We start from the raw sequence: 25,806 nt of genomic DNA on the forward strand, positions 1-25,806 counted from the left end.
CGAATGACCCTGAAGACCATCGAAGGTACCTTCATCGCCCCTAAAGGCCGCTACGCTTTGGTAGTGGGCCGTTTCAACAGCTTCGTCGTTGAAAGCCTGGTAAGCGGTGCTGTTGATGCCCTGGTTCGCCACGGCGTGAGCGAAAGCGACATCACCATCATCCGCGCACCTGGCGCCTTCGAAATCCCGCTGGTTGCGCAGAAAGTCGCCCAGAAAGGCGAGTTCGCAGCAATCATCGCCCTGGGCGCGGTCATTCGTGGCGGCACTCCGCACTTCGAATACGTGGCTGGCGAGTGCACCAAGGGCCTGGCCCAGGTGTCCATGGAGTTCGGCGTTCCGGTCGCTTTCGGCGTCCTGACCGTTGATTCCATCGAGCAAGCCATCGAACGTTCCGGCACCAAGGCCGGTAACAAAGGTGCTGAAGCTGCCCTGTCCGCTCTGGAAATGGTCAGCCTGCTGGCGCAGTTGGAGGCCAAGTGATTAGCGACGAAAGCGATCGTTTCAACCCGCGCGATCCAAAGCCTGCGGATGCCGGCAAGCCATCGAAAAGCGTCAAGCGTCGCGAAGCCCGTCAGCTCGCGACTCAGGCGCTGTACCAATGGCACATGGCCAAGCAGTCGCTGAACGAGATCGAAGCGCAGTTCCGGGTCGATAACGATTTCAGCGATGTCGACGGCGCTTACTTCCGCGAGATCCTGCACGGGGTTCCGCAGTTCAAGACCGAAATCGACACCGCGCTCACGCCATGCCTGGACTTGACCATCGAAGAGCTGGACCCGGTTGAACTGGCCGTTCTGCGCCTGTCCACCTGGGAACTGCTCAAGCGCGCCGACGTGCCGTACCGCGTTGTGATCAACGAAGGTATCGAACTGGCCAAGGTCTTCGGTTCCACCGACGGCCACAAGTTCGTCAACGGTGTACTCGACAAGCTGGCCCCGCGCCTGCGTGAAGCTGAAGTCAAGGCGTTCAAGCGCTGATCGGCGCTTGCAACTGCAATGGGTGAGTTTGAGCTGATCCGCAATTTCTTCGCCGCCGCGCCTTGTGCGCAGGGCGGCGAAGGCGTTGCTCTCGGGATCGGCGATGACTGCGCCTTGCTGGCTGTTCCCCCGGGGGAACAGTTGGCGATCTCTACCGATACGCTGGTGGCCGGTGTGCATTTCGCCGACCCCTGCGATCCGTTTCTGCTCGGTCAGCGCTCGCTGGCCGTCGCGGTCAGCGACTTGGCCGCCATGGGCGCTACGCCTATTGCCTTTACCCTTGCCCTGACCTTGCCGACGGTGACTGCCGATTGGCTGCAAGCCTATGCCCGTGGTTTGAACCTCATGGCGCAAAGCTGCGGCGTGGCGTTGGTCGGCGGCGATACCACCCGCGGGCCGTTGAGCCTGACGATGACCGTGTTCGGCCGTGTGCCGGGTGGGTTGGCGTTGACCCGCAGCGGTGCGCAACCGGGTGATCTGCTGTGCGTGGGCGGCCATTTGGGCAATGCCGCGGGTGCGTTGCCATTGGTGCTGGGCCTGCGGACAGCCGAAGCGCGCATTGCCGAGCCGTTGCTCGCGCATTACTGGTCACCGCAACCGCAGCTTGGTTTGGGCCAGGCGTTGCGTGGCAAGGCCACGTCGGCCATGGATATCTCTGACGGGCTGCTCGCGGATTGCGGGCATATCGCGCTGGCCTCGAAGGTCGCTATTCACATCGACCGGGAGCGCTTGCCACTGTCGCCGGCATTGGTCGCGTTTCTCGGTCAAGCGGACGCACAAGTGGCGGCCCTGAGCGGCGGCGATGATTACGTACTGGCCTTCACTCTACCGTCCGTCGAATTGCCGCTCTTGCTGGCCGACGGCTGGCCGATCCATGTGATCGGGCGCGTCGTGAACGGGCAAGGCGTGACACTGCTCGATGCCAGCGGACAAGACATCACCCCGCAAACCCGGGGTTATCAACATTTTCGGGAGTCACCGTGACAGATCACCCCAAACAGGTCCCGGCAGAGTTTGTACCGCCGTCGGTCTGGCGCAATCCGTGGCACTTTCTGGCGTTCGGCTTCGGTTCGGGCACCTTGCCAAAGGCACCGGGCACTTGGGGTTCGTTAGTGGCGCTACCCTTTATCCCGATTTGGCAGATGCTGCCGGATTGGGGTTACTGGCTGATGCTGGGCATCACGATGCTGTTCGGCTTCTGGCTGTGCGGCAAAGTGGCCGACGATTTGCGGGTACACGACCATGAAGGCATCGTCTGGGACGAAATGGTCGGGATGTGGATCACCCTGTGGCTGGTGCCGGAAGGCTGGCAGTGGTTGCTCGCGGGTTTTCTGATGTTCCGCTTCTTCGATATTCTCAAGCCGTGGCCGATTCGCTGGATCGACCGGCATGTACACGGCGGTGTCGGGATCATGCTCGATGACGTCCTGGCCGGGGTATTTGCCTGGTTGGCGATGCAAGGGTTGGTATGGATGTTCGCCTGACCTGAATGGGTCATGGGGTGATAAGTGGGAGGATCAGGGATGGCTGGGCGCGGTTTGATGGCGATGGTGTTCGTCTTGTTTTGCTCTCTCGTTCAGGCGGGGGAAGCGACGACGCCGTCCGTGATTCACTTGGCCAGCGAAGATTGGGAAGACTACACCGCTACCGATGGCCGTGGCCTGGGTTGGGACGTGCTGCGGCAAGTCTTCGAGCCAGCGGGTGTCAAAGTGGACATTCGTACCGAACCCTATGTGCGTTCAATGGGCCTGGCCGAGCGTGGAGAGGTCGATGCTTGCGTCGGTTCGTACAGCAAAGAATCCGAAGACGTGCTCTATCCCCGTTGGAACTTCGACACGGATCACATCTACGCCTTGGGGCTGGCGAGCAGTCCGGTGCCAACCCTGGAAACCCTGGGTCTTTACAGGCTGGCGTGGATTCGTGGTTACGACTATCAGAATTACCTGCCCAACGTGCGCCGCTATGACGAAGTGATCCGGCGCACCGGTATCGTGTCGATGCTGACTCACAATCGCGCGGACTTTTACATTGATGCCCAGACCGAGGTCGATTACGTCTTCAACCGGGCCAAGGATCCGTCGCAGTTGCGCCGCACCCATATCGCCGAACTGCCGCTGTATCTGTGTTTTGCCAAGACCGACAAGGCCCGCACATTGATGGCGTTGTTCGACCAGCGCATGGATCAACTGGTGAAAAGCGGCGAGCTCAAACCGATTTTCGAGCGCTGGAAGCAGCCGTATCCGTTTGACGACCCTCAAATGTAGGCGCAGCCTGCTGCAGCGCCTACCTTGATGGCAGATCTGTAGCTATCAAACTTTTTGATAGTTATCGCCGGTAATTCAGCCTAAGCGTCGGCCGGAAGCTGCTGGTACAATGCCCGCTTTCTGCGAACTTCAGAATCTTTCAATCAGGAGCACACCGGTGCCTGTCGTTTTTGTCGCCGCTTCCAAGCTGCCAACGCCTTTTGCGCAATTCACCATGCATGGTTTTCTCGATGAGGCCACCGGCCGCGAGCACGTCGTGCTGAGCCTGGGTGAATTTGCCGACGGTGCCCCGGTACTCGGCCGGCTGCATTCCGAATGCCTGACGGGCGATGCCTTGTTCAGCCAGCGTTGCGACTGCGGCTCGCAACTGGAGGCGGCCTTGCAGGCCATCGCCCGTGAGGGGCGTGGCGTGTTGCTTTACTTGCGTCAGGAAGGTCGTGGCATTGGCCTGCTGAACAAGATCCGCGCCTACGAATTGCAGGACGGCGGTGCCGACACCGTTGAAGCCAACGAGCGCCTGGGCTTTGCCGCCGACCAGCGTGATTACGCCATGTGCCTGCCGATGCTGGAGCATCTGGGCGTGAAATCCCTGCGCCTGATGACCAACAACCCGCGCAAGGTCAAAGCCTTGACCGACATGGGTATCGTGGTTGCCGAGCGCGTGCCGCTGCACACCGGGCACAACCCGCATAACCGACTCTACCTGGCGACCAAGGCCAGCAAGCTCGACCACATGATGGGCAATGAGCATCAGGGCGAGGCAGACCGGGCGTGACCCGCGGTCAGGTGCGGCGGCGACTGTCCGTCAATTGGTGGCAATACCTTGCGCTGGCGTTGTTGCCTCTCTTCGTGATCAACGCAGTGTTTGGCCAGAGCGAGTCGATCCTGCCGGTGCTCGCCATGCCGCTGTTCATCGCCGGTGTGGCCTCGATGTTTGTCAGCCTGAAGTTCTTCGGCGCTTATAAACACGCGCTGATCGCCACCCAGAAAGCCCTCGATACCCCTGAAGAGCCCGCCGCATGGGTCAGCCTGGCGGCCAAGCGCCGCACGGCATTTCTCGCGGCCGGTCTGCCGGCGTGGATCGGTGCGCTGGCAGTGTTTGTCGGGCTTGAAGCCGTACCGCTGGTGCTGCTGGCGCTGTCGACCACGGTGCTGTTCTACCTCTACCGTATTCCGCGTCAACTCGGTTGATGCGCCCTGTCTGGCTGGCGGTTCTGCTGCTGGTCATCAGCAACGCGGCCGTCGGTATCGAACGCGTTGTCAGCCTTGCACCTTCGCTTTCTGAAATCGTCGTTGAACTGGGCTCCGCAGACCTTTTGGTGGGTGTGCTGGATGCCGGTGAGCGCCCGGCAGAACTCAAGGACCTGCCCTCGGTGGGGCGTTACGGTCAGCTGGACATGGAGCGGTTGCTCAGCCTGAAACCTGATTTGCTGTTGCTCTGGCCCGGCAGTGTCGGCCCGGCCCAGCGTGACCAGCTCAAGCGTCTGAACATCCCGACTTTCGTCGTCGAGCCCCAAAGCCTGGACCAACTCGCCGCACAGATCGAGACCATTGCCGCTCAACTCGGCCGGCCTGAACGCGGAATTTCATTGGCCGGCGATTTACGCCAGCGGCTGGGTGAACTGCGCCAACGCTATCGTCGAGAGGTGCCGTTACGCGTGTTCTATCAAGTTTGGGATCGACCGCTGTACACGGTGGGGGGAGGGCAGATCATCAGTGATGCGCTGGACGTCTGCGGGGCGAAGAACGTGTTTGCCGATCTGCCGCTGCCAGCACCGCAAGTCAGCGTAGAGGCCGTGCTTCAGCGCAATCCCGAGGTGATTCTGTCCAGTGATCAGGCGCAGCTCGAGGCGTGGAAAGCGTGGCCGCAAGTAGCGGCGGTCAAGCAGCAGCAATTACGCTTAGTGACAGACAAAGGCCTGGAGCGGCCGAGTGGGCAGATGGTCGAGGCGACTGCAAAGCTGTGTCAACTGATCGATCCTGAGCGCTGAGTTGCGATGTACCGACACACTGCCTCCTACAATGGATCTCAGTGGATCTCCGGCGTCCACGTCACCCCGAACATCCACGCCCGACCTTCCTCGCGATACCCGTACTGACTGCCTTCATGGCTATACATCGCCCGGCTGTAACCCTTGTCCAGCAGGTTATCCACCTTCAGCTCCAGCTTGATTTCACGATTGAGTGCCCAATTGCCGCGCAGTCCCAATAGTGCATAACCCCCCAACGGCTGCTGATTGTTCAAATCGTCATAGCTGCTGCTGACCGCTTGCCAACTGGCGCCGAGGCCCAGGCGATCGAACTGCCGATCCAGGTCCAGGCTCAACGTGCGTCGTGCGCGGCGGGCCAGGGTGTGGCCGGTGTCGCGGTCCCGTGGGTCGATGACCGCCACGCCAAGGTTGCTCTGCCAGCCGAACAGCTCCTGTTTCAACGCGGCTTCGAAGCCGTTGATTCGTGCCGAGGCGACGTTTTCAGGCTGTGAATTGCTACCGAAGATGATCGCGTCTTCGAGGTCTGTCCGGTAGAGCGAAGCCTCCAGGCGACTGTTCTCGGTCAGCTGACTGCGCCATTGCAGTTCATAGCTTTTCGACGTCTCGGGCTTCAGGTCCGGGTTGCTGTAATCCGGGTAATACAGGTCGTTGAAGGTCGGCGCGCGGAAGCCTTCGCTGTAACTCAGCAACACTTCGTTGTCCGGATTCAGCGGCAGGGTGAAGGTGCCGCTCCAGGTGTTCTGGCTGCCGAACTGCTGGTTGTCGTCGTGACGCAAGCCCAGCTCCGTGGAAAAACGGTCGGCCCGATAGCGATGCTGGATAAATGCCGCGCGGTTCCAGCGACTGTCTTCATCGAACGCAGTGCTGCTGTTGATCCGGTCCTCGTACCAGTCGCCACCGATCATCAGGCTGTTGCGCTCAGTGAGGGTCAGATCGTTCTGCCAGTTCACCGAGTCGCGGTAGGTGTTGAACACGCTGCGTTCATCGCTGAGCTTGTCCAGCGTCTTCTCGCGGTTTTCGCTGTGGCCGAGTTCGACGCGGGTATTCCACGCCGCGTTGACCCGGGCGTCGACGTAGCTGCTGACACTGCTGATATCGAATTCGTTGTAGGGCTGCTGTTGATAAGAGTTGCCCGTGACGTAGTCGTAACGGCCGAACGGACTATCAAACTCGCTCTTGCCACGGTTCTCCAACACGTTGGCGCCGATTTCGACGTCGTCGTTCAGAGCATGGCTCAGGCTCAGGCTGAACGATTTGTTGCGGTACGCGTCATGGTCACCATCACTCGGATACGACTCGTGGGTGCGGTTGATCCCGGCGGTCTCATCAAGGCTGGCGCCGAGGTTGAAGCGGGTTTGTTCATCGCCACCGGACAAGCCGAGGCTGCGCTCCCACGTCTGGTTGCTGCCAACGCCGACATGAAGCTGCGGTCGCAACCCGGGTTCGCCGCCACGGCGGGTGAAAATCTGGATCACCCCGCCAATTGCATCGCTGCCATAAATCACCGAACGGGAGCCACGCAACACTTCCACGCGCTCGACCTGTTCGATGTTGATGTGTTGCAGGTTGCTGTCGCCGGAGGTCGAGCTGCCGATGCGTTGGCCGTCCACCAGCACCAGGCTCTGCGCCGATTGAGTGCCTCGGATGTAGACCCCCGGCAAACTGCCGCGTCCGCCGCTTTGTGCCACTTGAACGCCAGGCACGCGACGCAGCAGGTCGGTGACGCTGTTGGGTTGCAGGCGGTCGATGTCTTCGCGGGTGAACACGGTATTGGCGGCGCTGCTGTCGTTGCGCGCTTCGACCTGACGGTTGGCACTGATCAGCACGTCGGGCAGTTTCAGGGCTTGATCGCGTTCGAAGGTGTCGGCCAGCAGTGGGCCGGCTGGCAGCAGGGTCAGCGTCAGGGCGAGGCGGAAGAAATTCATAGTTTTTTCGTAGAAACGCAGGAGTACACAGTCCCTGTAGGAGCTGGCTTGCCAGCGATGGCGTCCTTGGACGCGCCATCGTCGGAACGCCGCCCGCAGCAAGCCGGCTCCTACAGGTGTGGTATCGGGGTTAGAGGTTGAGCAGTTGCAGGCGTTCGCGAATGGACGCTTCAATCCCGGCTTCATCCAGCCCGCATTCGGCCAGCATTTGCGCAGGCTTGGCGTGTTCGACGTAGATGTCCGGCAAGCCCAGGTGCAGCATCGACTTGAGGATGTTCTCGCGGGCGAGGAATTCGCTGACAGCACCACCGGCACCGCCCATGATTGCGTTCTCTTCGACGGTCACCAACAGATCATGGCTGGCCGCGATTTCGCGTACCAGCTCTTCATCCAGTGGTTTGACGAAGCGCATGTCGACCACGGTCGCATCCAGCTTCTCGGCGACTTTCAGTGCCTCGGCCAGTTGCACGCCGAACACCAGCAGGGCGACCTTGCTGCCCTGACGGCGAATCACGCCCTTGCCGATTTCAATCGGTTCGAGGTCTTTTTCAATCGTCGCGTTCGGGCCGTTGCCGCGTGGGTAGCGCACCGCCGCCGGGCCGTTGTACAGGTGACCGGTGGTGAGCATTTTACGCAGTTCGTTCTCATCGCTCGGGGTCATCACCAGCATGCCGGGGATGCAGCGCAGATAGGACAGGTCGAAGCTGCCGGCGTGAGTCGGGCCGTCTTCGCCCACCAGACCGGCGCGGTCGATGGCGAACAGCACGTCGAGGTTCTGCACCGCAACGTCATGCACCAGTTGGTCGTAACCGCGTTGCAGGAACGTCGAGTAGATCGCCACCACCGGTTTCGCACCTTCGCAGGCCATGCCGGCGGCAAACGTCACCGCGTGCTGCTCGGCAATCGCCACGTCGAAGTAGCGCAGCGGGAAACGCTCGCTGAACGCCACCAGGTCCGAGCCTTCCTTCATCGCCGGGGTAATGCCCACCAGTCGCGAGTCGGCAGCCGCCATATCGCACAACCATTCACCGAACACGCCGGAGTACTTCGGCCCGCTGGCCTTTTTCGGCGCAACGGCCGGGGCGCCCAGCGGTTCGAGTTTGGTGATGGCGTGGTAACCGATCGGGTCGACTTCTGCCGGGGCGAAGCCTTTGCCTTTCTTGGTGACGACATGCAGGAACTGCGGGCCCTTCAGATCGCGCATGTTGCGCAGGGTGGCGATCAGGGTTGGCAGGTCGTGGCCATCGATCGGGCCGATGTAGTTCCAGCCGAGTTCTTCAAACAACGTGCCGGGGACCAGCATGCCTTTTGCGTATTCTTCGGTACGGCGGGCGATTTCCCAGGCACCGGGCAGGCGCGACAGCACTTTCTTGCTGCCTTCGCGCATGCTCGCGTAGGTGCGGCTGGAAAGGATCTTCGCCAGGTAGTTCGACAAGCCGCCGACGTTGCGCGAGATCGACATGTCGTTGTCGTTGAGGATCACCAGCATGTTGGCGTCCACTTCCGGCGCATGGTTCAGCGCCTCGAACGCCATGCCGGCGGTCAACGCACCGTCGCCGATCACAGCGATGGCTTTGCGATCGCTGTTTTGCAGGCGGGCGGCAATGGCCATGCCCAGCGCTGCGCTGATCGAGGTGCTGGAGTGGCCGACGCCGAAGGTGTCGTACTCGCTCTCGGAGCGGCGCGGGAAAGCGGCAATGCCGTCTTTCTGGCGCAGAGTGACCATGCGCTCGCGGCGACCGGTGAGGATCTTGTGCGGATAAGCCTGATGACCCACGTCCCACACCAGCCGGTCGTCCGGGGTGTCGAAGACGTAATGCAATGCGATGGTCAGCTCGATCACGCCCAGCCCGGCACCGAAATGCCCACCGGTCTGGCCGACCGTGTAGAGCAATTCCAGGCGCAACTCATCGGCCAGGGTTTCCAGCTCGGCTTCGCCTAACCGGCGCAGGCCGTCCGGCGTATTCGCGCGGTCGAGCAGGGGCGTGGTTGGGCGCTTGCGGGGAATCTCATGAAACGTCGTGGGCATCAGGCGAATCGTTATAGGTATAAAAGATGCGGCAGTTTACCTGATGCATCGCCCCCTGCCCACGCGTAGGTCTTTTTTGGCGCAATCGCCGTCAGCTGCGGCGATCGACGATATAACGGGCCAGATCGCGCAACGGCTCGGCCGCCGCGTCAAACGGTCGCAGCGCGTGCAGGGCCTGATCGCGCAGTTCCAGGGCGTAGGCCTTGGCGGCTTCAAGACCGAGCAGGGCCGGGTAGGTCGGTTTGTCCCGTGCGATGTCGGCGCCCTGGCGTTTGCCGAGGGTGGCGGTATCGCTTTCGACGTCGAGAATATCGTCCTGGACCTGGAACGCCAGGCCGATGGCCTGTGCATAAGTCTGCAAGTATTTCAGCTCGTCCTCCTCGGCACGGCCACTGGCCAGGGCGCCGAGTTTGACGCTGACCTCGATCAGCGCGCCGGTCTTGTGCCGGTGCATGTATTCAAGGGCTTTCTGATCCAGCTTCAGGCCGACCGAGCCGAGGTCGATGGCCTGACCGCCGACCATGCCCGCCGGGCCTGCGGCCAGTGCGAGGGCGCTGACCATTTGCAGGCGGATCTCGGCGTCCGATGAACTCAGGCGCGGGTCGAGCAGGGCGCTGAAGGCCAGGCTCTGCAAGCCGTCACCGGCGAGGATCGCGCAGGCTTCGTCGAATTTCTTGTGGGTGGTCGGCTGGCCGCGACGCAGGTCGTCATCGTCCATGGCCGGCAAATCGTCATGCACCAGCGAGTAGGCGTGGATCAGCTCCACGGCACAGGCTGCGCCGTTGGCTTGCTCGGGCTTGCCGCCCAACGCTTCGCACGTGGCGTAGGCCAGCAACGGACGAACGCGTTTGCCGCCGTTCATCACGCTGTAGCGCATGGCTTCGTACAGTCGCGCCAGCTCTGGACTTGGGGCGGTGAACAGGGTTTCCAGGGCTGCGTTGACGCGGGCCTGACTGCTTGCCGAGTACGCTGCGATCATTCTGGTTGATCCGCGTCGAAGGGTTCCTCGGCCAGCTCGCCATCACGCTCGAGCAGCACCTGAACCTTTTGCTCGGCCTGGGCCAGCGCCGCCTGGCAATCGCGGGTCAGACCGATACCTTGCTCGAAAGCGGCCAGCGAGTCCTCCAGCGACAATTCGCCATTCTCCAGACGCTCCACCAGCGTTTGCAGGTCGGCGAGGGATTGTTCGAAATCCAGTGCAGCTTTTTTGCGGGCCATGGCGGCGATTTCCGGTTGACGTTAAACCGGCGCGACACTAGCAGATAGGGGGTTCATGGGCAAACTCACGGCGACGCACTCTCCTTGTAGGCGCAGCCTTCGGCAGCTCCTACAGTGGCGAGTTATCAGGATAGCGAATCTGATAGCGCGTACTGCGCCCACCACAGGTCGTGAATCCATGCGCACTTTGAGACACATCCGATTGTTAAAAAACATCCCAGTGGCTAACCTTCGCTCTATCTACGACCCGACACTTATGGGTCTTTCAGACGAAACGCAGTATTCACCTCTGTAACGCGCCGAGGATCGGGCGCAAGGTTTCGTCATGCATGGCAGGAGGCGTCGCATGCGCTCATTTCTTTTGTTGCTGATCGGGCTGGCCTGCGCGCCAATGCTTGCGGCCGCGGCGAGTGCCGAGTTGTCGGAACCGGTGGGCGGCTGGCGTTTCAACGGTTTGCTGGACCGTAGCGAAAACCCGCGAGTCGCCTATCCCACGCCGCCGATTGATCGGGGCGTGCAGCGCAATCGCACGATGATCGAAGGCAGACTCAAGGCCCTTGGCACCCCGCGCGGGCCACACACCCTGGCGGTCAACGGCAATCCCTTGAACCTGTATACCGACGATCAAGGTCGTTTTGCCCGACCGTACGCGTTCGGTGCCGGTTCCAACAGTGTCGAAGTGCGCAGCGCCGAAGGCCAGTCCCTCAAACGCGTTCAATTCTATGAAGCCAACAACCTGCGCACGCCTGCACGGATTCGTGTGGTGCTGGGTTGGGACGATCCGAAAGCCGAGCTCGATCTGCATATCGTCACACCTGACGGTCAGCATGCGTTCTGGGCCCACTCGGCCTTGACCAACGGCGGTGGCCTCGACCCGGACGGCGTCGACGGCCCGGGTCCGGAAATGTTCACCATGACCGCACCGCTGCACGGCACCTATCTGGTTTACGTGAACTACTGGGGCAACTTCGGCAGCGGCGGCTATAACTTCGATGAGGCCGGCAACCAGAACGAGGTGATCACTTCACAGATCAACCTGGTGCTCAACGAAAACACCGTCGACGAAAAACGCGAGACCTTCATCGTGCCCCTGCGCGCGATCGGTGACCTGCTGCTGGTCAAGACTTTCAACTATTAAGCATCCCGCTCCACGGATGAACTGGGTTTTGTGAATATGAGCGAAAACACTGCAACGCCGGCCGCCAAACCGTCCCGCCGTTGGCCAGCCATTGTCGTCGGGCTGTGCCTGGTCGCGGGCGTGGTCGCCGGCATGGGCTGGCTGATGCAAAAAAACAAAGCCCCGGCACCGCAACTGGCGGCGGAAAAACTCGGCATGAGCCGCCCCGACGGTTTGCTCGAAACCCATTCCTTGAGCCAGTTGCCCAAGGACCTGCTGGCCGTGCCGTTCCTCAAGGAAACCCTGACTGAGGATTTTGTTTTCTACTACGAAACCCACGCCGATCGCCTCGGGTTGATCGGCAGCTTGCGGCGGATCATTTACGAGCATGACCTGAAGTTTCAGGACACGCTGATCGAGCAACTGTTCGATCAACCGGCAGATGTGGCGTTGTGGCGCGGAGTGGATGGCCGGCTCAAGGATTTCCTGCTGGTGATGGATCGTGGCGGCCTGGCCAAGGTGCTGGAACCGCTGGCGAAAGTGGCGCTGGATGATTCGCAGCTGAGCAAAATCGCAGATGTGAAAGTCGGTGCCGACGATGTGGCGCTCTATCAACTCAACTACAACGCCAGCAAGGCGCTGCTGTTCGCTTCCCATGGCGACAAACTGGTGGTGTTGTCCAATCCGGCGAAACTCTACGACCCTCAAGGCGGTGCCGTCGCGGAACCAGGCGGTGTCTCGACTACCGCACTTGCCGCGTTGCTCAACGGCGAAAAACTGTTCCCCGAAGCCTTCGGCCTGCCACCCCGCGCGCCGGACGTGAAGCAACGCCTGTCGGTCAATGCCAGTGTGTTGGCCATGGGGTATCAGCGTTTCATTCCAAATTTCGCCGGCCTGCGTTTCGACATGGACGACAAGGGCTGGCACAGCTTTCTGGCCATGGACGAGCTGGACAATCAACCCGACTTCGATTTCAAGCCGATCTGGCAAGCCATGCCCATGGGCGCCAGCGCTTGCGTAGCGCTACCGCTGGCGGCGGAACAGCAGAAACCGCTGCTGGTGAAACTCGGTGCCGAAGACCGCGTGGCCAAAGCGTTGACCGAACAGATGGCCGGCGCGGCGGGCCTGTGCTGGTACGCCGACTCGCGGCTGTACACGCCGTTGCTGGTGGCCAGTCTGAATGATGAGGATGGCGACAAACTCGATGGCGATCTGGGCCAGTTGTTTGGTTCGATGGTCGGTGCCTATGAAAGCAACGTCGACGAGCACGTGTTCCCGGTTGTGGAAAAACAGGAAGCGCAGAGCCATCAGTGGCAGCGGCAAGTCAGTTCCAGTTTTGGCCCGTACAAAGCCAAGGACGCCGAGAATCCGGAGGCGATCAGCGGCAAGGCATTCATGCGTGTGAGTCTGGCGCGGCACGGTTCGACGCTGCTGTTTTCCCTCGACGACAAACTCGTCGACAAGGCCCTCGGCACCCTCGATAAACGCTTCCCACCGATGGCCGATGTGGTGCCCAAAGACCTGCTGATGCCGGTGTACTTCGGCCCGGAATCCATGGCGCAACTGATGCAGCAGGAAACCCTCGACAGCCTGCCCCAAGACATGGAACCGGTGTTCTTCAACGCCGCGCAAACCTACCTGATTCCGAAACTGCGCAAGCTCGGCGGTTACGGCAAATATGCGCTGACCTTGCCCGAAGGCAGTGAGCCCGACGGCCATTGGCAATGGCTGCCGCTGGAATGGAAAGCCCTGTGAGCGCACTGATCCGCAGCCTTGGTTTACTCGCTTTGCTGCTGAGTGCCGGCGCCCGGGCCATCGAAGCGCCCGCGCTCGACCCGCAGCAATCCCAGGTCTTCCGCGCCTGGTTTGTGCGCATCGCCCAGGAGCAATTGAGCCAGGGCCCGAGCCCGCGCTGGTATCAACAGGACTGCGCCGGGCTGGTGCGGTTTGCCGCCAATGAAGCGCTGAAAATCCATGACGACAAATGGCTGCGCAGCAATGGCCTGTCCAATCGCTACCTGCCGCCGGAGTTGCAACTGAGCGATGCCCAGCGTCGTCTCGCCCAGCAATGGCAGCAGGGCGGCGGCAAGGTCGGGCCGTATGTCAACGCGATCAAACTGATTCAGTTCAACAGTCATCTGGTCAGTCGCGATGTGTCTCAAGCTCGTCCTGGCGACCTGATGTTTTTCGATCAGGGCGACGATCAGCACCTGATGATCTGGATGGGCCGCTACATCGCCTATCACACCGGCTCCACCACCCCCACCGACAACGGCATGCGTTCGGCAAGCCTGCAGCAACTCATGACATGGAAGGACACGCGATGGATACCCGATGCAGCCAACCCCAACTTCATCGGCGTCTATCGACTGAATTTTCTCTCCCAATGACCGGTGCCCGCATGCTGCGTTTTCTGTCTCTGCTGTTGGTGTTGATACTGCCGTTCTCGGCGGTCAATGCCGACGACACCGTCGAGCCAAGCGGCTACACGCCGGTGGCGGGCGAAAGTTTTTTCCTGCTGGCCGACAGCAGTTTCGCCAGCGATGAACAGGCGATGGTGCGCCTCGAGGCGCCGGGTCGTGACTACCGGCGCTATCGCATGGAACCGTACGGTGGCGCCGACATTCGGGTGTATCGCATCGACAAGCCGCTGGATTTCCTCAAGCGCCAAAAGAACCTGCACCGCGTGGTCAGTGACGGCCAGTTCAAGGGTGAAGGATTGTCCAATACGTTGGCTTACCTGTGGGACAACTGGTACCGCAAATCCCGTCGGGTGATGCAGCGGGCGTTTTCCTACGAGTCGCGTCAACAGGTCACCGAGGAAGTGCCGGAACTGAAGATGGGCAACGCCATGGTCGCGCCAACGCCCTACGACGCGCAGCCGCAATTTGCACTGATTCCGGGTTTGCCGGTGGTCAGCCAGTTCCGTTATCCACTGTGGCAAGCCAAGCCGATTCAGCCGCCAGCGGGCGTTAACCTGGCAGGGTCTTCCAGTGAGTTTGTCAGTGAGGCGCCGGGCAACGTGTATATCCCGTTGGGCAACCTGAAACCGGGTCTGTATCTGGTGGAAGCGTTGATCGGCAAGTACCGCGCGACCACCATGGTCTTCGTCTCAAACACCGTGGCGGTCAGCAAGATCGCCGGTGACGAATTGCTGGTGTGGGCGGCGCGCAAACACGAAGGCAGCTCGGTGCCCAAGGTCAATGTGTTGTGGACCGATGGCCTCGGCGTGATGAGCAGCGGTGCCACCGATGCCGACGGTTTGCTGCGCCTGAAACACGTCAGCCCCGAGCGCTCGTTCGTGATTGGTGAGGACGAAGAGGGTGGGGTGTTCGTCTCGGAAAACTTCTACTACGACAGTGAAATCTACGACACCAAACTCTATGCCTTCACCGACCGGCCGCTGTACCGGCCGGGGGATTGGGTGTCGCTGAAAATCGTCGGGCGCGAGTTCAAGAATGCTCGGGATTCGGTGCAGCCCACCGCTGCCGACGTCAACGTGACCGTGCTGGATGCGACGGGTACGGCACTGCAGTCTCTCGACCTGAAACTGGATTCCAAGGCTGGCACCCAGGGTCGCTTTCAGTTGCCGGACAACGCCGTGGCCGGTGGCTACGAGTTGCGTTTCAGCTACAAGGATCAGGTCTACAGCAGTGCGTTCCGCGTGGCCGAATACATCAAGCCGCACTTCGAGGTTTCCCTGAACCTGGCCAAGCCGGATTACCGCACCGGCGAGCCGGTCAAGGGCAATCTGGTGCTGTTGTACCCGGACGGGAAACCGGTGGCGAATGCCAAGTTGAGCTTGAGCCTGCGCGCCCAGCAACTGTCGATGGTCGACAACGAACTGCAATACCTCGGGCAATTCCCGGTGGAGTTGACCAGCACGGAACTGACCACCGACGCCAAAGGCAACGCGACGCTCGATCTGCCGGCGGCTGAAAAACCGAGCCGCTACATGCTCACTGTTTTCGCCAGTGATGGTGCGGCGTATCGGGTCAAGACCACCAAGGAAATCCTCATCGATCGCGGTGCGGCGAATTTCCGTTTGAGCGCGCCGCAACGGTTCAGCGCGGTGGGCGACAAGGTTGGGTTCAGCTACGCCCGCGAAGGCGAGCAGGCGCAAGCGGTGACGCCAAGCAGTTACGGTTGGGTCCGCCTGGAAGATCAGAGCACGGGCGAAGGCAAACTGGCGGCAACCGACAAAGGCTTCACCCTGGCCTTCGAGCGTCCCGGCACTTACAACCTGACACTGCGCGATGACCATGGCCGCACGCTCGGCGCGACCGGACATTCGGTCACGGGTGAAGGTGTCAAAGCGGTCCCCGGCACCGTGGAAATCGTCCTCGACAAACCCGAGTACAAGGCTGGCGATGAAGCGCTGGCGTTGATCACGTTTCCCGAGCCGATCAGTGATGCGCTGCTGTCGCTGGAACGCGACAAGGTCGAAGCCACCGCGCTGCTGTCCAAGGGCGGGGACTGGCTGAAGATGGAAAAGCTCAGCGACACCCAATACCGCGCACGCATTCCTGTGCGGGACGGTTTTGCGCCGAACCTGACGTTCTCGGTGCTCTACACCAAGGGCGGTCAGTACAGCTTCCAGAACGCCGGCATCAAGGTGATAACGCCGCAGATCGACGTGGCCATCGCGACGGATAAAGAGACCTATCAGCCGGGCGAAACGGTCTCGGTGGACCTGACCACACTGTTCGCCGGCAAACCGATTCCGGCGCATCTGACCGTCAGCGTGGTCGACGAAATGGTCTACGCGCTGCAACCGGAAGTGGCGCCGACCATCGACCAGTTTTTCTACCATCCTCGACGCAACAACGTGCGCACCAGCGCCAGCCTGTCGTTCATCAGTTACGACGTGGCATTACCGGGCAGCCCAGGTGCGCCGGGTAAAGCTAATCGCAGCGAGCGCGGAGTGAAAGTGCTGGAGCGGCCGCGTCGCGAAGACGTCGACACCGCTGCGTGGCAACCGGAGTTGCTGACCGATGCCAATGGAAAAAACCGTTTCACCTTCAAGATGCCTGACTCGCTGACCCGCTGGCGCATCACGGCGCGGGCCATCGCCGATGACGGACAGGTCGGGCAGAAGAAACAATTCGTGCGCTCGGCAAAACCGCTGTACCTGAAGTGGAGCGGCCCGACCCGATTCCGCAGCGGTGACAAACCGGACCTCGGTGTGTTCGCGTTCAGTCAGGCCGAAAAACCGGTCAAGGCCGAACTGGTGACCCGTTACGCGGGCTCCGAACAGCGCCTGCCCGTCACGCTCAATAGCGGCATCAATTACATCGCCTTGCGGGCATTCCCGCTGGCCAGCGGTGAGTGGACCGCCGAGTTGCTGCTGGACGGCAAACCCGCGGATGCCTTGGCCGTGCAACTGACGGCGACCGGTGAAGGCTGGCAGGTCACGCAAAGCCAAAACCTGGACGTCGCCACCGGCGATACACCGTTGACCTTGCCGGCCGATGCAACGGACATCCGCCTGCGGCTGGACGACAGCCCGCAAGCACTGTTCCGCTCGGCGCTGGATGATCTGCTGAGTTATCCCTACGGCGGCGTCGAGCAAACGGCCAGTCGCCTGTTGCCGCTGAGCATCGCTTACCCGACCTTGGCAGCCAATCCTCAGGTCCGCGATCGCTTGCGCCTGATCATGCAGAACAGCCGATTGCGTCTGGTGCAAATGGCCGGTCCGTCGGCCGCGTTCACCTGGTGGGGCATGGACGGCGAGCCGGATGCGTTCCTCACCGCTTACGCGTATTACGCCGACTGGCACGCCAGCCAGGTGTTGGAGCTGAGCCTGCCGCCGGAGCATTGGCAGCGTGTGTTGGAGGTGTACGCGAAACAGGCGAAGAACACGCCGTTGTTGCAGCGTGCGCTGATTCTTTCATTCGCCAAACAGATGCAATTGCCGGTCAATACGCTGCTCAGCGGTTTGATGGATGATCTGTCGAAAGCGGGCGAGGGCACTGCCGCGAACCTGATGGAGGATGGCGAAGACAGCCTCGTCATGAGCGACCCGGATTCTGCTCTCGGTCTGGCCGCCGCACGTGTGTTGACGGCCTCCTTGGCCAAACAATCCAAGGTCGCTCTGCCAGAGACTTTCAACCGGCAACTGGCCGATGCGCAGCAACGATTGGCGGTCAGTTCCCAACCGTTTGCCGAAGCGCTGAGCCTGTCGCTGCAACCGTTCGATCAGGCTCATGCTCAAGCATTGTTGCAACGCCTGTTGCCGCAGCAATCAACTTTGGAACGTGCGCTGGCGCTTACCTGGCTGCAACGCAGTATCGAACAGGCGTCGCCTACGATCGCACTCGCGCCGGGTGACGGCTGGAAGAAGCAGCATGGCGCTTCCGGTGAAATGTATTGGACGTGGCAGGGGGCTGCGCCGGTGCCAGCCGTGTTGTCACTGACCGGGGTGCAAGAGCGTCCGCTGCGTGCCGCGTTGAGCTTCCAAAGCCAACAAGCGGTGGTCGATCCGATGGCGGTCACCATCACCCGTCGTCTGTCGCGTCTGGTGCCGGGAGATGAAGCATTCACCTTCAAACTGGAAGCGGGCGGCAGCGCGCCGCTGTCCAGCGACAGCCTGTATCTGGACGAAGTGATCGTCACCAGCAAAGCCGCCAAACCGCTGCGCTACGGCATGCTCGAAGTGCCGTTGCCACCGGGCGCAGATGTCGAGCGTACGACCTGGGGCATCAAGCTCATGGGCAAGGCCGGCACCGAACCGAGCGCACTGGAAAAGGCACGTTTCGAGCCGGGGCAAATGGCCTACGCCATTCCGCTCGATGCCTTGAGCGGTGAACTGCGTCTGCGGCATTTGGTGCGCTTCTCGCAAAAAGGCCAGTTCAACCTGCCGCCGGTGCGTTTCACTCAGGTCTATGCGCCACAACATCAGGCCCGGGAACAGAAACCGGCCCTCGGTCAGGTCACGGTTCACTGACGTGTGGCGGCCTCTGCTCGGGTGGCTGTTGTGTTTGATTCCTGCGCTGGCAATGGCGCAGGACGAACCGCTACGCGTGGCATTCAAGGGCGAATTGTTGTCGTTGAATCGTGCTCAAGCGATCTCTCGCGAGCCGTTGCCCGCAGATTTGCAGGCGCCGCTGGGCAGTGTGTGGAAGTTGTTTGTCTATGCCTGGCTGGTGGATACCGGCGCACGAGAACCGGCCTATGAATGTCGTGGGCAGTCGAAGGAAGAAGTTTACTGCTGCACATCGGGCGGCAAGATCGAACGGGATCAGGCGCTGGTGAAATCCTGTGGTTTGTATTTCGAACCGGCGCGGTTGGGCATCAAGGACGCCGATTGGCGGGTGTATTGGCAGGCGCGGCAAGCACCGGAATGGCTACTCGATTTACCTTCGCTGCAACCGGCCACACGGGTTTCGGTGGCGGCGCTGTTGAAGGTGCTGGCGGTCATGCCGGCACAGGATCAGGCCCGGCGTGTGTTGCTCGATGTGGTACTGAATGCGGCGGATGGCAATGTCGCAGGCGAACTCGGCAGCCGCTTGCGGGTGAAAACCTGGAGCTGGTTGGGGGATCAGGATGCCGCATCACGTCAGGGCGGGTTTGCCGGCTGGACGGCAGACGCAGAGCCGATCTGGGCCGGTGGGCGCGGGACCAGTCAGCGGGTTTTGCGTGACTATGCGCCGGCGTTGGCGTCGGTCATTCCGGTTGAATGGCCGGCCGATGCGGACCGTTGTGTTGAAGTCGGGCTGTTTTCGCGATACCCGCTGCGGCGCGTGTTGTCGGGCGAAAGCGTGGTAGCCGCTGGCGTCTTGCGGGGCGCTTATCGTGTCGAGTTCATGAACGGTAACGCGCTGGATATTCACAGCGACGGCGAACTTTTTCTGCTGAACGACACGCTCGTTGCCCGTGTGGATCGCGAAGAATACGTCGCCCGGGTTCTGCAACGTGAAGCCAGCGCCGAACCGGTTGAAGCCGCCAAAGCCCTGGCCGTGGCCATCCGCACATACCTGCTGCAAAACGCCACGCGTCATGGCGATTGCCTGAGTATCGACGACAGCAGCAGCCGTCAGCGCGTTGCACCGCGTCCGGCCAGCGCCGAGTCGCGCAACATCGCCGCGTGGACCAGCGACCTGGTGCTGGCGGGCAGCACCGTCACCTACCATTCCGATCAACCAGGTCCGGACAAACTGTCCTGGCAGCAAGCCGTCGAGCAAGCCAGCGCTGGCCAACGTTACGACGCGATCCTGCTCCACGCTTACCCACGCGCCAGCCTCAGCCGCTGGGACAATCCGGTCGCTTCCTGCGAAGCGCTGCCCGCCGCCCAAGACTGGCTGAAAACGCAGCGCCGCACCTGGCGCCCGCGCCTGGAAAGCGAAACCGGCTACAACGAAGTCAGCAGCTTCGCCGTGTGCCGCCTGGCGTTCGGCCGGCCCTACGTTGACCGCGAACGCCAGCGCATTTATGTGCGCGGCGTGCTGTCGCTGCAAGACCGACTCGACCTGACCCACGAATACCTGCACCTGGCCTTCGAAGCGCATCCCAACGGCCAGGATGAAACCTACATCGAAGGGCTCGCCCGCCACCTCTTGCTGGAATAGTCCATGAAACTCCGTTATCCACAGCTCATGCTGTTTCTTCTGTCCCTGACGGCGTTGCCATGGGCTTCGGCAGCAGACAGCGTCAAACTCGACACGCCCGTCGGCGGCTGGCGCAGTGGTGCCCCTGACGGTGAAGGCGAAAGTTTTCGTCAGACCGTCAACTACCCGGCCTCGTCGGTGAACACCCCGGCGGGGCAGGCCAAGACCGCACGCATCAGCGGCCAGATCAAAGGCACACCCAAATCCACAGAGCCCGGTCGTTTGATCGTCAACGGCGTCAGCATGCCCCTGAAAATCGATCCCGCCGGCCGCTTCGACCGACCATTCTCATTTCCTGACGGCAGCAACAGTGTCGAAGTGCGAAGCCCCGATGGCCAGCAACGGCACCGCACGCAGTTCCTCAACAGCAGCGGCGGCGCCACCCCGGCCAAACTCCGCGTATTGCTGGCGTGGGACAGCGACGGCACCGACCTGGACCTGCACCTGATCACCCCCGACGGCGCCCACATCTGGTACGGCGAGCGTGCCGTCGCCAACGGAGCGGCACTCGATGTCGACGTTACCACCGGCTACGGTCCGGAAATCTTCGCCATGCCCGCGCCGATCAAGGGGCAGTATCTGGTGTATGTGAACTACTTCGGAGGCGGGTATCGCAGCGATGAAGAAGGGCAAGCGGATGCGGTGCAACCGCTGACCACGGCGCAGGTGACGGTGATTACCGAGGAAGGCACACCGAGCGAGAAAATGGAGTCCTTTCTGGTGCCGATGCGGGCGGTGGGCGAACTGACGCTGGTGAAGTCGTTCAGCTATCCGTGAGGTTGAGGTACAACTTGCGCAGCGTTTGCACACGATTACGCCCGTGATGCTTGGCGCCATACAGGGCTTCATCTGCCTGTGAAAGCAGGCTCGAAAGGTCGTAGCCCGATTCACGAGTGGTGACGACGCCGATACTGACACTGAGCATCCCCGGCTCCAGCATCGACAGCTGAGAAAATGCTCGGCGCATACGTTCGGCCACCAGAACCGCCTCCTGCTCATCGGCCTCCTGGAGCAGGCAGGCAAACTCTTCTCCACCGATACGACCGAACACATCGTGAGTGCGCAGATGACTTGCCAGAATTCGACTGAATGCGATCAGCACCTGATCCCCCATCGGATGGCCGAAGCTGTCATTCAGACGCTTGAAGTGATCAAGGTCGCACAGCAGTAACGCTGCGGACTTTTCCTGGCGCTTGCAGTGGGCCAACAAGCGTTCGCCGTGGGACATGAAGGCGCGCCGGTTGCCGATCCCGGTCAGCGGATCACAAAACGCGGCAGCCTTGAACTTCAGTTCCGCGCGCTCCTTGACCATGGCCAGCGTCACGTAAGCGATCCCGATGACATACAGCATGGATTCGAACAGCATGAAGGAGAAAAAACGTACGCCATCGCCGATGCCTGACAGAGCCTGATCCAGAGGCAGGCTCTTATCGATCACGCTGCGAACGATATAGAAAGCCGTGTGCAACAGCGTCAGCACCAGCGCCGGCATGTACGCGACTTCAAGCTTTTTCCGGCTGCGGCAGAACTCCGCTGCCGTGAGCACGCCGTAACCGGCCGCCAGCAGTGAATACGCCACGACTCGCACGGGCATCGCGTCATAGAACGCGGGAATGAGGCACAGGATCAGCCAGGTGCCTGCTCCAGCGAAGATTCCTGGCAGCGACGGTGCACGCCCGACAAACACGCGCATGGCAGTCCAGTTCATTGCGGCACTCAGCAACAGGGCCACGTTGCCGAAAACGAGAGGGACAATATCGACCCCACAACCCCGCCAACTGACCAGCACCACACCAACAGCGGCCAGCAGCATCATTGCCCCCAGATAGGCCAAAGGCCGCTCACGGGTTTCACGCCACCAGGCATGACAGGTCAACAAACCCATCAGAATGAAAACGAAGACCGAGACTACCAGCAGGGTCGGGATGTGCAGATCCATTGCGAAGGTTCCCGTTGAGCTTGAAAGCGAAATCCGACCGGCAGAGCTTTTTCCGGGTAAAGGTAGCGGTCTTTGAACGGGGTGGATTTAGCCTTGCCCCATTTGGCTTGGCAAGTGTTCTCTGGGCGCGATGACGGGGCAGTAGCTTTGTTTCATGCAGATATACATTGTGAATGTTCATGCGCCGTTATCAGGAGTAATTGAAAGGGCCCGCCCACTGATATGGAAATGCCCTTACGTGAATGATCTTTCCTGCAATACCTCTCTCGATTCAGCGTTCAGCGAAATTACCCTACTGATCGTGACCGCAAGACATCGCGCCATGCAGGCGGTCAACACCGAGCTGATTGAACTGCACTGGCAAGTCGGGGCCTACATCAGTTGCAAAATTGAAGCAGCAGAGTGGGGTGATGGAGTCGTCGCCCAGTTGGCTACGCACCTTGAGCGTACACAGCCTGGACTGCGTGGGTTTACGAGACGAAATTTATTTCGAATGCGCCAGTTCTATGAGGCGTACAGGGACGATGCAAAAGTGTCAGCACTGCTGACACAATTACCCTGGACCCAAAATCTGATCATTCTCAACCATAGCAAACGCCCGGAAGAACGTGAGTTTTACCTGCGCATGGCAATCCAGGAAAAGTGGTCGAGCCGCGAACTGGAGCGGCAGTTCAAGGCGGCTCTGTTTGAACGTTCAGTGATCAGCCCGGCAAAAGTGTCAGCACCGCTGCGACAAATTCATCCTCAGGCCCTGGACGTGTTCAAGGATGCCTACGTGGTCGAGTTTCTGGCACTGGAACGTGGTCATGCAGAGACAGACCTGCATGGAGGTCTGCTGCACAAACTCAGGGATTTTCTGATCGAGCTGGGCAGAGACTTCTGCTTTGTGGGCTCTCAATATCCGTTGCAGGTAGGCGGGCGTGACTTTGCGCTGGATCTGTTGTTTTTCCACCGTGGGCTGAACTGCCTGGTGGCGATCGAGCTCAAGGTTGGGCGCTTTGAGCCGGAATACCTGGGGAAGATGGACTTCTACCTCGAAGCGTTGGACCGCAATGTCCGCAAGCCGCACGAAAACCCGGCGCTCGGCGTATTGTTGTGCGCGAGCAAAGAGGACGAAATCGTCGAGTACTCCCTGAACCGCTCAATGTCGCCTGCCTTGATCGCGGAGTACCACACTCAATTGCCGGACAAGAAGCTGTTGCAAGCCAAGCTGCAGGAGTTTTATGCGCTGAATACTGAAGGAGTGGAGTGATTTTTGTCGTTGATCACTTTTCTGAAGGCATTAAAAAGCCGGCTTGTGGGCGGCGTTATTGTGTTTTTAGTATTTGATTTATATGGGTTTGTTTTTTTTGATGGTCGATGTCCCCCCATTTGTCCCCCCAGCCCCGCTTTGCGTGACTGGCCTTCGCTCTCGATTACCAATATTCGCTTTAGGGTTTGCAATGGTTTAGCGTTTGAGGGGCAAAATGCAAGCCTTGGTTGCAGAAGGAAAATGACGCACAGTTGCGCCGAAGCTCTGGGGTCGTTCGTGAGAGTGTCGGAGCTATGACGTAGCTTTCCATAGGGGCGTTGCGCAGCATCAGGAAGTAAATCGGGGGATTGGATGGCAAAGACACCAAAATCGAGTGGGTCCGGAACGCTATTTGAAGATGACTATCTTGTCCGAACACTAGGGCCGATATCCCATGATCCAGAGGTTGCTCTGACTGAATTGGTTGCCAATGCTTGGGATGCCGGCGCATCTCTAGTCAATTTGACCATTCCACACGCGAAGCAGAATTTCCTTGTCGTCGAAGATGACGGTCATGGCATGACCGCGCCACTTTTTAAACGTAGATGGATGACACTCGGATATGACCGTTTGAGGCATCAAGGGGTCAGCGTGGAGTTTCCGTCAGAACGAAATGATTGGAGTCGACGGGCATATGGTCGAAATGGTGTTGGTCGCCATGGGCTGCTTTGCTTCGGAGACACTTATTCGGTGAATACCATCGTAGGAGGGAATGAGGCACGTTTTGAGATAGGGGCAGGAGGTGGGAAGGATCCATTCAGAATCATCAACGAATCCTCCTCCCAAAAAGACGGCCATGGGACGAAACTTTCGGTCATCGTCGAAAGGCATCTTCCTGATCCCGACAAAATTCGCGAGGTTCTTTCTGCTAGATTTTTGCATGATCCCCGGTTCGAGGTTCGTGTCAATGGACGCTCAGTTTCCCTTCCTGAGCATTTAGGCTTGATTGAGCAATCAACCATCGCGGTCGTTGAGGGGGGGGCTATTGACGTTTTTGTTATTGACTCGTCTAGGACGGCCAAGTCTAACCGCTATCAGGGTATCGCTTTTTGGGTCAATAACCGACTTGTCGGAACCCCTGCGTGGATAGTGGGAAACGTTGCAGTCATAGATGGGCGCTCCCGATTCGCCAGGCGCTACGCCATTGTAGTCAGAGCGGATGAAAGCTGGATATCTGAAATAGAGGCTGACTGGACACGGTTCAAACAGACGCCGAAGATAGCGGCGCTTTTTGCGGCCGTAGTACTTCAGGTCAGAGATGTATTCGACCGGCTATCAGCGACCTTGGTGGACGAAAACTCTGAGGAGGCTCTGGTACGGAATAGAGAAGACTTCAAGGAGCTTTCAACTCTTGGACGGATTGAAGTGGCCAATTTTGCGCAGACTCTTGCGAAGAGCAATCCCGGCATAGGAAACGACGTACTTTCCGCTGCTGTACAGGCCGTCATTAACTTAGAGAAATCCAGGAGTGGCATTGCCCTCCTCGAAAAACTTACCAAATTGGACGAGGAGGATATTGATGGACTTGATCGTCTTCTTGGGCAGTGGACTGTCAGTGATGCATTAGCGGTACTCGATGAGATTGACCGGCGTCTTTCTATACTTTCTGCGATTGACAAGCTAGGAGGCGACTCAGGGGCTGACGAGTTGCATACGCTTCATCCTTTGGTGACACAAGCTCGCTGGCTATTCGGTCCCGAGTTTGATAGTCCGGAATACGCATCCAATGTGAGTCTCAGGAGCGCTGCTGGTAAGATTTTCGGGAAGCGTGGGGGAGAGGGGGCATTTCTCAACCCCAGACAGCGCCCGGATCTCATGACCCTTTCGGACAGCACCCTCTCTATTGTCGGAACTGAGGAATTTGACAGCAGGGAGGATAATTTGACCAAGATTCGAGATGTTCTGATTATCGAGTTGAAAAAGGGGAAGTCCACCATTGGCCGTGACGAGATGAATCAAGCGGACGGCTACGTGCAAGATTTCCTTGGAAGCGGGCTATTGGATGGCACTCCGATATTCAGGGCCTTTGTGGTTGGTCACGAAGTCTCTCCGAAAACTTCCACCGAGAAGGAAATAAAAGAGGATGGAGTGCTGCGAGGCAGGGTAGTTGCAACCACTTTCGGCCGATTAACCCGGACTGCTCATCACAGACTTTTTAGACTTAAGGAGCGGATTCCGACTCGTTACGAAGATATCAATGGCGCGGAACTGGCTGCCAAAGTGATGGGGATAGCAAGTCAGGCGAAGATAGCGCTTCTATCCCCAGAGTAGGGTCAGGTTGAAGAGGGTGCTGTGTTGCCGCTGACCGAAAATTGACCCAGCGGGGGTGCGGTAGAAATCTTGGACTACCTGGAGGTAGTTCATGTATTCATACGAAGATCGCATTCGAGCGGTCAAGCTCTACATCAAATTGGGGAGGCAAACCGGGGCAACTATTCGTCAGTTGGGC

At 60.0% G+C, this 25,806-nt stretch carries 21 protein-coding genes; 16 read left to right on the forward strand and 5 right to left on the reverse strand.

Features of this window, described 5'->3' with window-relative positions; translation table 11 throughout:
- Positions 1-3: 3 nt before the first annotated feature.
- The 8 genes from ribE to CKW15_RS21645 all read left to right on the forward strand — a co-directional run bounded on the left by ribE (position 4) and on the right by CKW15_RS21645 (position 5,232).
- The gene (gene ribE, locus CKW15_RS21610) at positions 4-480 is read left to right on the forward strand and encodes a 6,7-dimethyl-8-ribityllumazine synthase (protein WP_003228649.1); all 477 of its coding nucleotides are present in this window, start codon (positions 4-6) and stop codon (positions 478-480) included.
- A complete protein-coding gene (gene nusB / locus CKW15_RS21615) occupies positions 477-977 on the forward strand; it encodes a transcription antitermination factor NusB (RefSeq protein WP_095057318.1) in 501 nt (166 codons plus the stop codon). The genes ribE and nusB overlap by 4 nt, the downstream gene beginning before the upstream one ends.
- Before the next feature lie 18 nt (positions 978-995).
- Positions 996-1,961: a thiamine-phosphate kinase gene (gene thiL / locus CKW15_RS21620; protein WP_095057317.1), complete on the forward strand. Its 966-nt coding sequence runs from the start codon at positions 996-998 to the stop codon at positions 1,959-1,961.
- Positions 1,958-2,461 (forward strand): phosphatidylglycerophosphatase A, encoded by a 504-nt coding sequence (locus tag CKW15_RS21625; protein WP_095057316.1) that lies wholly within the window; start codon positions 1,958-1,960, stop codon positions 2,459-2,461. Before thiL ends, CKW15_RS21625 begins: the two co-directional genes overlap by 4 nt.
- A gap of 39 nt (positions 2,462-2,500) precedes the next feature.
- Entirely contained in the window at positions 2,501-3,241 is a 741-nt protein-coding gene (locus CKW15_RS21630) for an ABC transporter substrate-binding protein (RefSeq protein ID WP_095057315.1), read from the forward strand.
- 157 nt (positions 3,242-3,398) lie between these two features.
- On the forward strand, positions 3,399-4,016 hold the full coding sequence (gene ribA / locus CKW15_RS21635) for a GTP cyclohydrolase II (RefSeq protein ID WP_095057314.1): 618 nt from the start codon (positions 3,399-3,401) through the stop codon (positions 4,014-4,016).
- Positions 4,013-4,432, forward strand: coding sequence for an MFS transporter (locus tag CKW15_RS21640; protein WP_095057313.1), 420 nt, complete (start codon positions 4,013-4,015; stop codon positions 4,430-4,432). The genes ribA and CKW15_RS21640 overlap by 4 nt, the downstream gene beginning before the upstream one ends.
- Positions 4,432-5,232 carry a cobalamin-binding protein gene (locus CKW15_RS21645; RefSeq protein WP_095057312.1) on the forward strand — a complete coding sequence of 267 codons (801 nt, stop codon included), beginning with the start codon at positions 4,432-4,434 and terminating at the stop codon, positions 5,230-5,232. The genes CKW15_RS21640 and CKW15_RS21645 overlap by 1 nt, the downstream gene beginning before the upstream one ends.
- A gap of 38 nt (positions 5,233-5,270) precedes the next feature.
- Here CKW15_RS21645 and CKW15_RS21650 read toward each other — a convergent pair whose 3' ends face one another.
- The 4 genes from CKW15_RS21650 to CKW15_RS21665 all read right to left on the reverse strand — a co-directional run bounded on the left by CKW15_RS21650 (position 5,271) and on the right by CKW15_RS21665 (position 10,404).
- Positions 5,271-7,157 (reverse strand): TonB-dependent receptor domain-containing protein, encoded by a 1,887-nt coding sequence (locus CKW15_RS21650; protein WP_095057311.1) that lies wholly within the window; start codon positions 7,155-7,157, stop codon positions 5,271-5,273.
- 130 nt (positions 7,158-7,287) lie between these two features.
- The gene (gene dxs / locus CKW15_RS21655) at positions 7,288-9,186 is read right to left on the reverse strand and encodes a 1-deoxy-D-xylulose-5-phosphate synthase (RefSeq protein WP_095057310.1); all 1,899 of its coding nucleotides are present in this window, start codon (positions 9,184-9,186) and stop codon (positions 7,288-7,290) included.
- 91 nt (positions 9,187-9,277) lie between these two features.
- Positions 9,278-10,165: a (2E,6E)-farnesyl diphosphate synthase gene (gene ispA, locus CKW15_RS21660; RefSeq protein WP_095152672.1), complete on the reverse strand. Its 888-nt coding sequence runs from the start codon at positions 10,163-10,165 to the stop codon at positions 9,278-9,280.
- Positions 10,162-10,404, reverse strand: coding sequence for an exodeoxyribonuclease VII small subunit (locus CKW15_RS21665; protein ID WP_007970180.1), 243 nt, complete (start codon positions 10,402-10,404; stop codon positions 10,162-10,164). The genes ispA and CKW15_RS21665 overlap by 4 nt, the downstream gene beginning before the upstream one ends.
- 346 nt (positions 10,405-10,750) lie before the next feature.
- On the opposite strand from CKW15_RS21665, the gene CKW15_RS21670 reads away from it, so the two are divergent.
- The 6 genes from CKW15_RS21670 to CKW15_RS21695 are packed head-to-tail and all read left to right on the forward strand — an operon-like array spanning position 10,751 to position 20,904.
- On the forward strand, positions 10,751-11,542 hold the full coding sequence (locus CKW15_RS21670; RefSeq protein WP_095057308.1) for a YfaP family protein: 792 nt from the start codon (positions 10,751-10,753) through the stop codon (positions 11,540-11,542).
- Between the two features lie 36 nt (positions 11,543-11,578).
- Entirely contained in the window at positions 11,579-13,276 is a 1,698-nt protein-coding gene (locus CKW15_RS21675; protein WP_095057307.1) for a DUF2138 domain-containing protein, read from the forward strand.
- Positions 13,261-13,911, forward strand: coding sequence for a DUF1175 domain-containing protein (locus CKW15_RS21680; protein WP_095057306.1), 651 nt, complete (start codon positions 13,261-13,263; stop codon positions 13,909-13,911). Before CKW15_RS21675 ends, CKW15_RS21680 begins: the two co-directional genes overlap by 16 nt.
- On the forward strand, positions 13,908-18,467 hold the full coding sequence (locus CKW15_RS21685; RefSeq protein ID WP_095057305.1) for an alpha-2-macroglobulin: 4,560 nt from the start codon (positions 13,908-13,910) through the stop codon (positions 18,465-18,467). Before CKW15_RS21680 ends, CKW15_RS21685 begins: the two co-directional genes overlap by 4 nt.
- Before the next feature lies 1 nt (position 18,468).
- Positions 18,469-20,088, forward strand: coding sequence for a DUF2300 domain-containing protein (locus tag CKW15_RS21690; RefSeq protein ID WP_095057304.1), 1,620 nt, complete (start codon positions 18,469-18,471; stop codon positions 20,086-20,088).
- Between the two features lie 3 nt (positions 20,089-20,091).
- Positions 20,092-20,904 (forward strand): YfaP family protein, encoded by an 813-nt coding sequence (locus tag CKW15_RS21695; RefSeq protein ID WP_095057303.1) that lies wholly within the window; start codon positions 20,092-20,094, stop codon positions 20,902-20,904.
- On the opposite strand, the gene CKW15_RS21700 is transcribed toward CKW15_RS21695, so the two are convergent.
- Positions 20,891-22,066, reverse strand: a complete 1,176-nt coding sequence (locus tag CKW15_RS21700; RefSeq protein ID WP_095057302.1) for a diguanylate cyclase — start codon at positions 22,064-22,066, stop codon at positions 20,891-20,893. The two genes, CKW15_RS21695 and CKW15_RS21700, sit on opposite strands and share 14 nt — an antisense overlap.
- Before the next feature lie 238 nt (positions 22,067-22,304).
- Here CKW15_RS21700 and CKW15_RS21705 point away from each other — a divergent pair, with 238 nt between their 5' ends.
- Both CKW15_RS21705 and CKW15_RS21710 read left to right on the forward strand, forming a co-directional pair.
- Entirely contained in the window at positions 22,305-23,318 is a 1,014-nt protein-coding gene (locus CKW15_RS21705) for a YhcG family protein (protein ID WP_095057301.1), read from the forward strand.
- 351 nt (positions 23,319-23,669) lie between these two features.
- On the forward strand, positions 23,670-25,628 hold the full coding sequence (locus CKW15_RS21710; RefSeq protein ID WP_095152673.1) for an ATP-binding protein: 1,959 nt from the start codon (positions 23,670-23,672) through the stop codon (positions 25,626-25,628).
- Positions 25,629-25,806 lie beyond the last annotated feature (178 nt).

Source organism: Pseudomonas sp. Irchel s3b5, from assembly GCF_900187435.1.
Lineage (GTDB): Bacteria > Pseudomonadota > Gammaproteobacteria > Pseudomonadales > Pseudomonadaceae > Aquipseudomonas.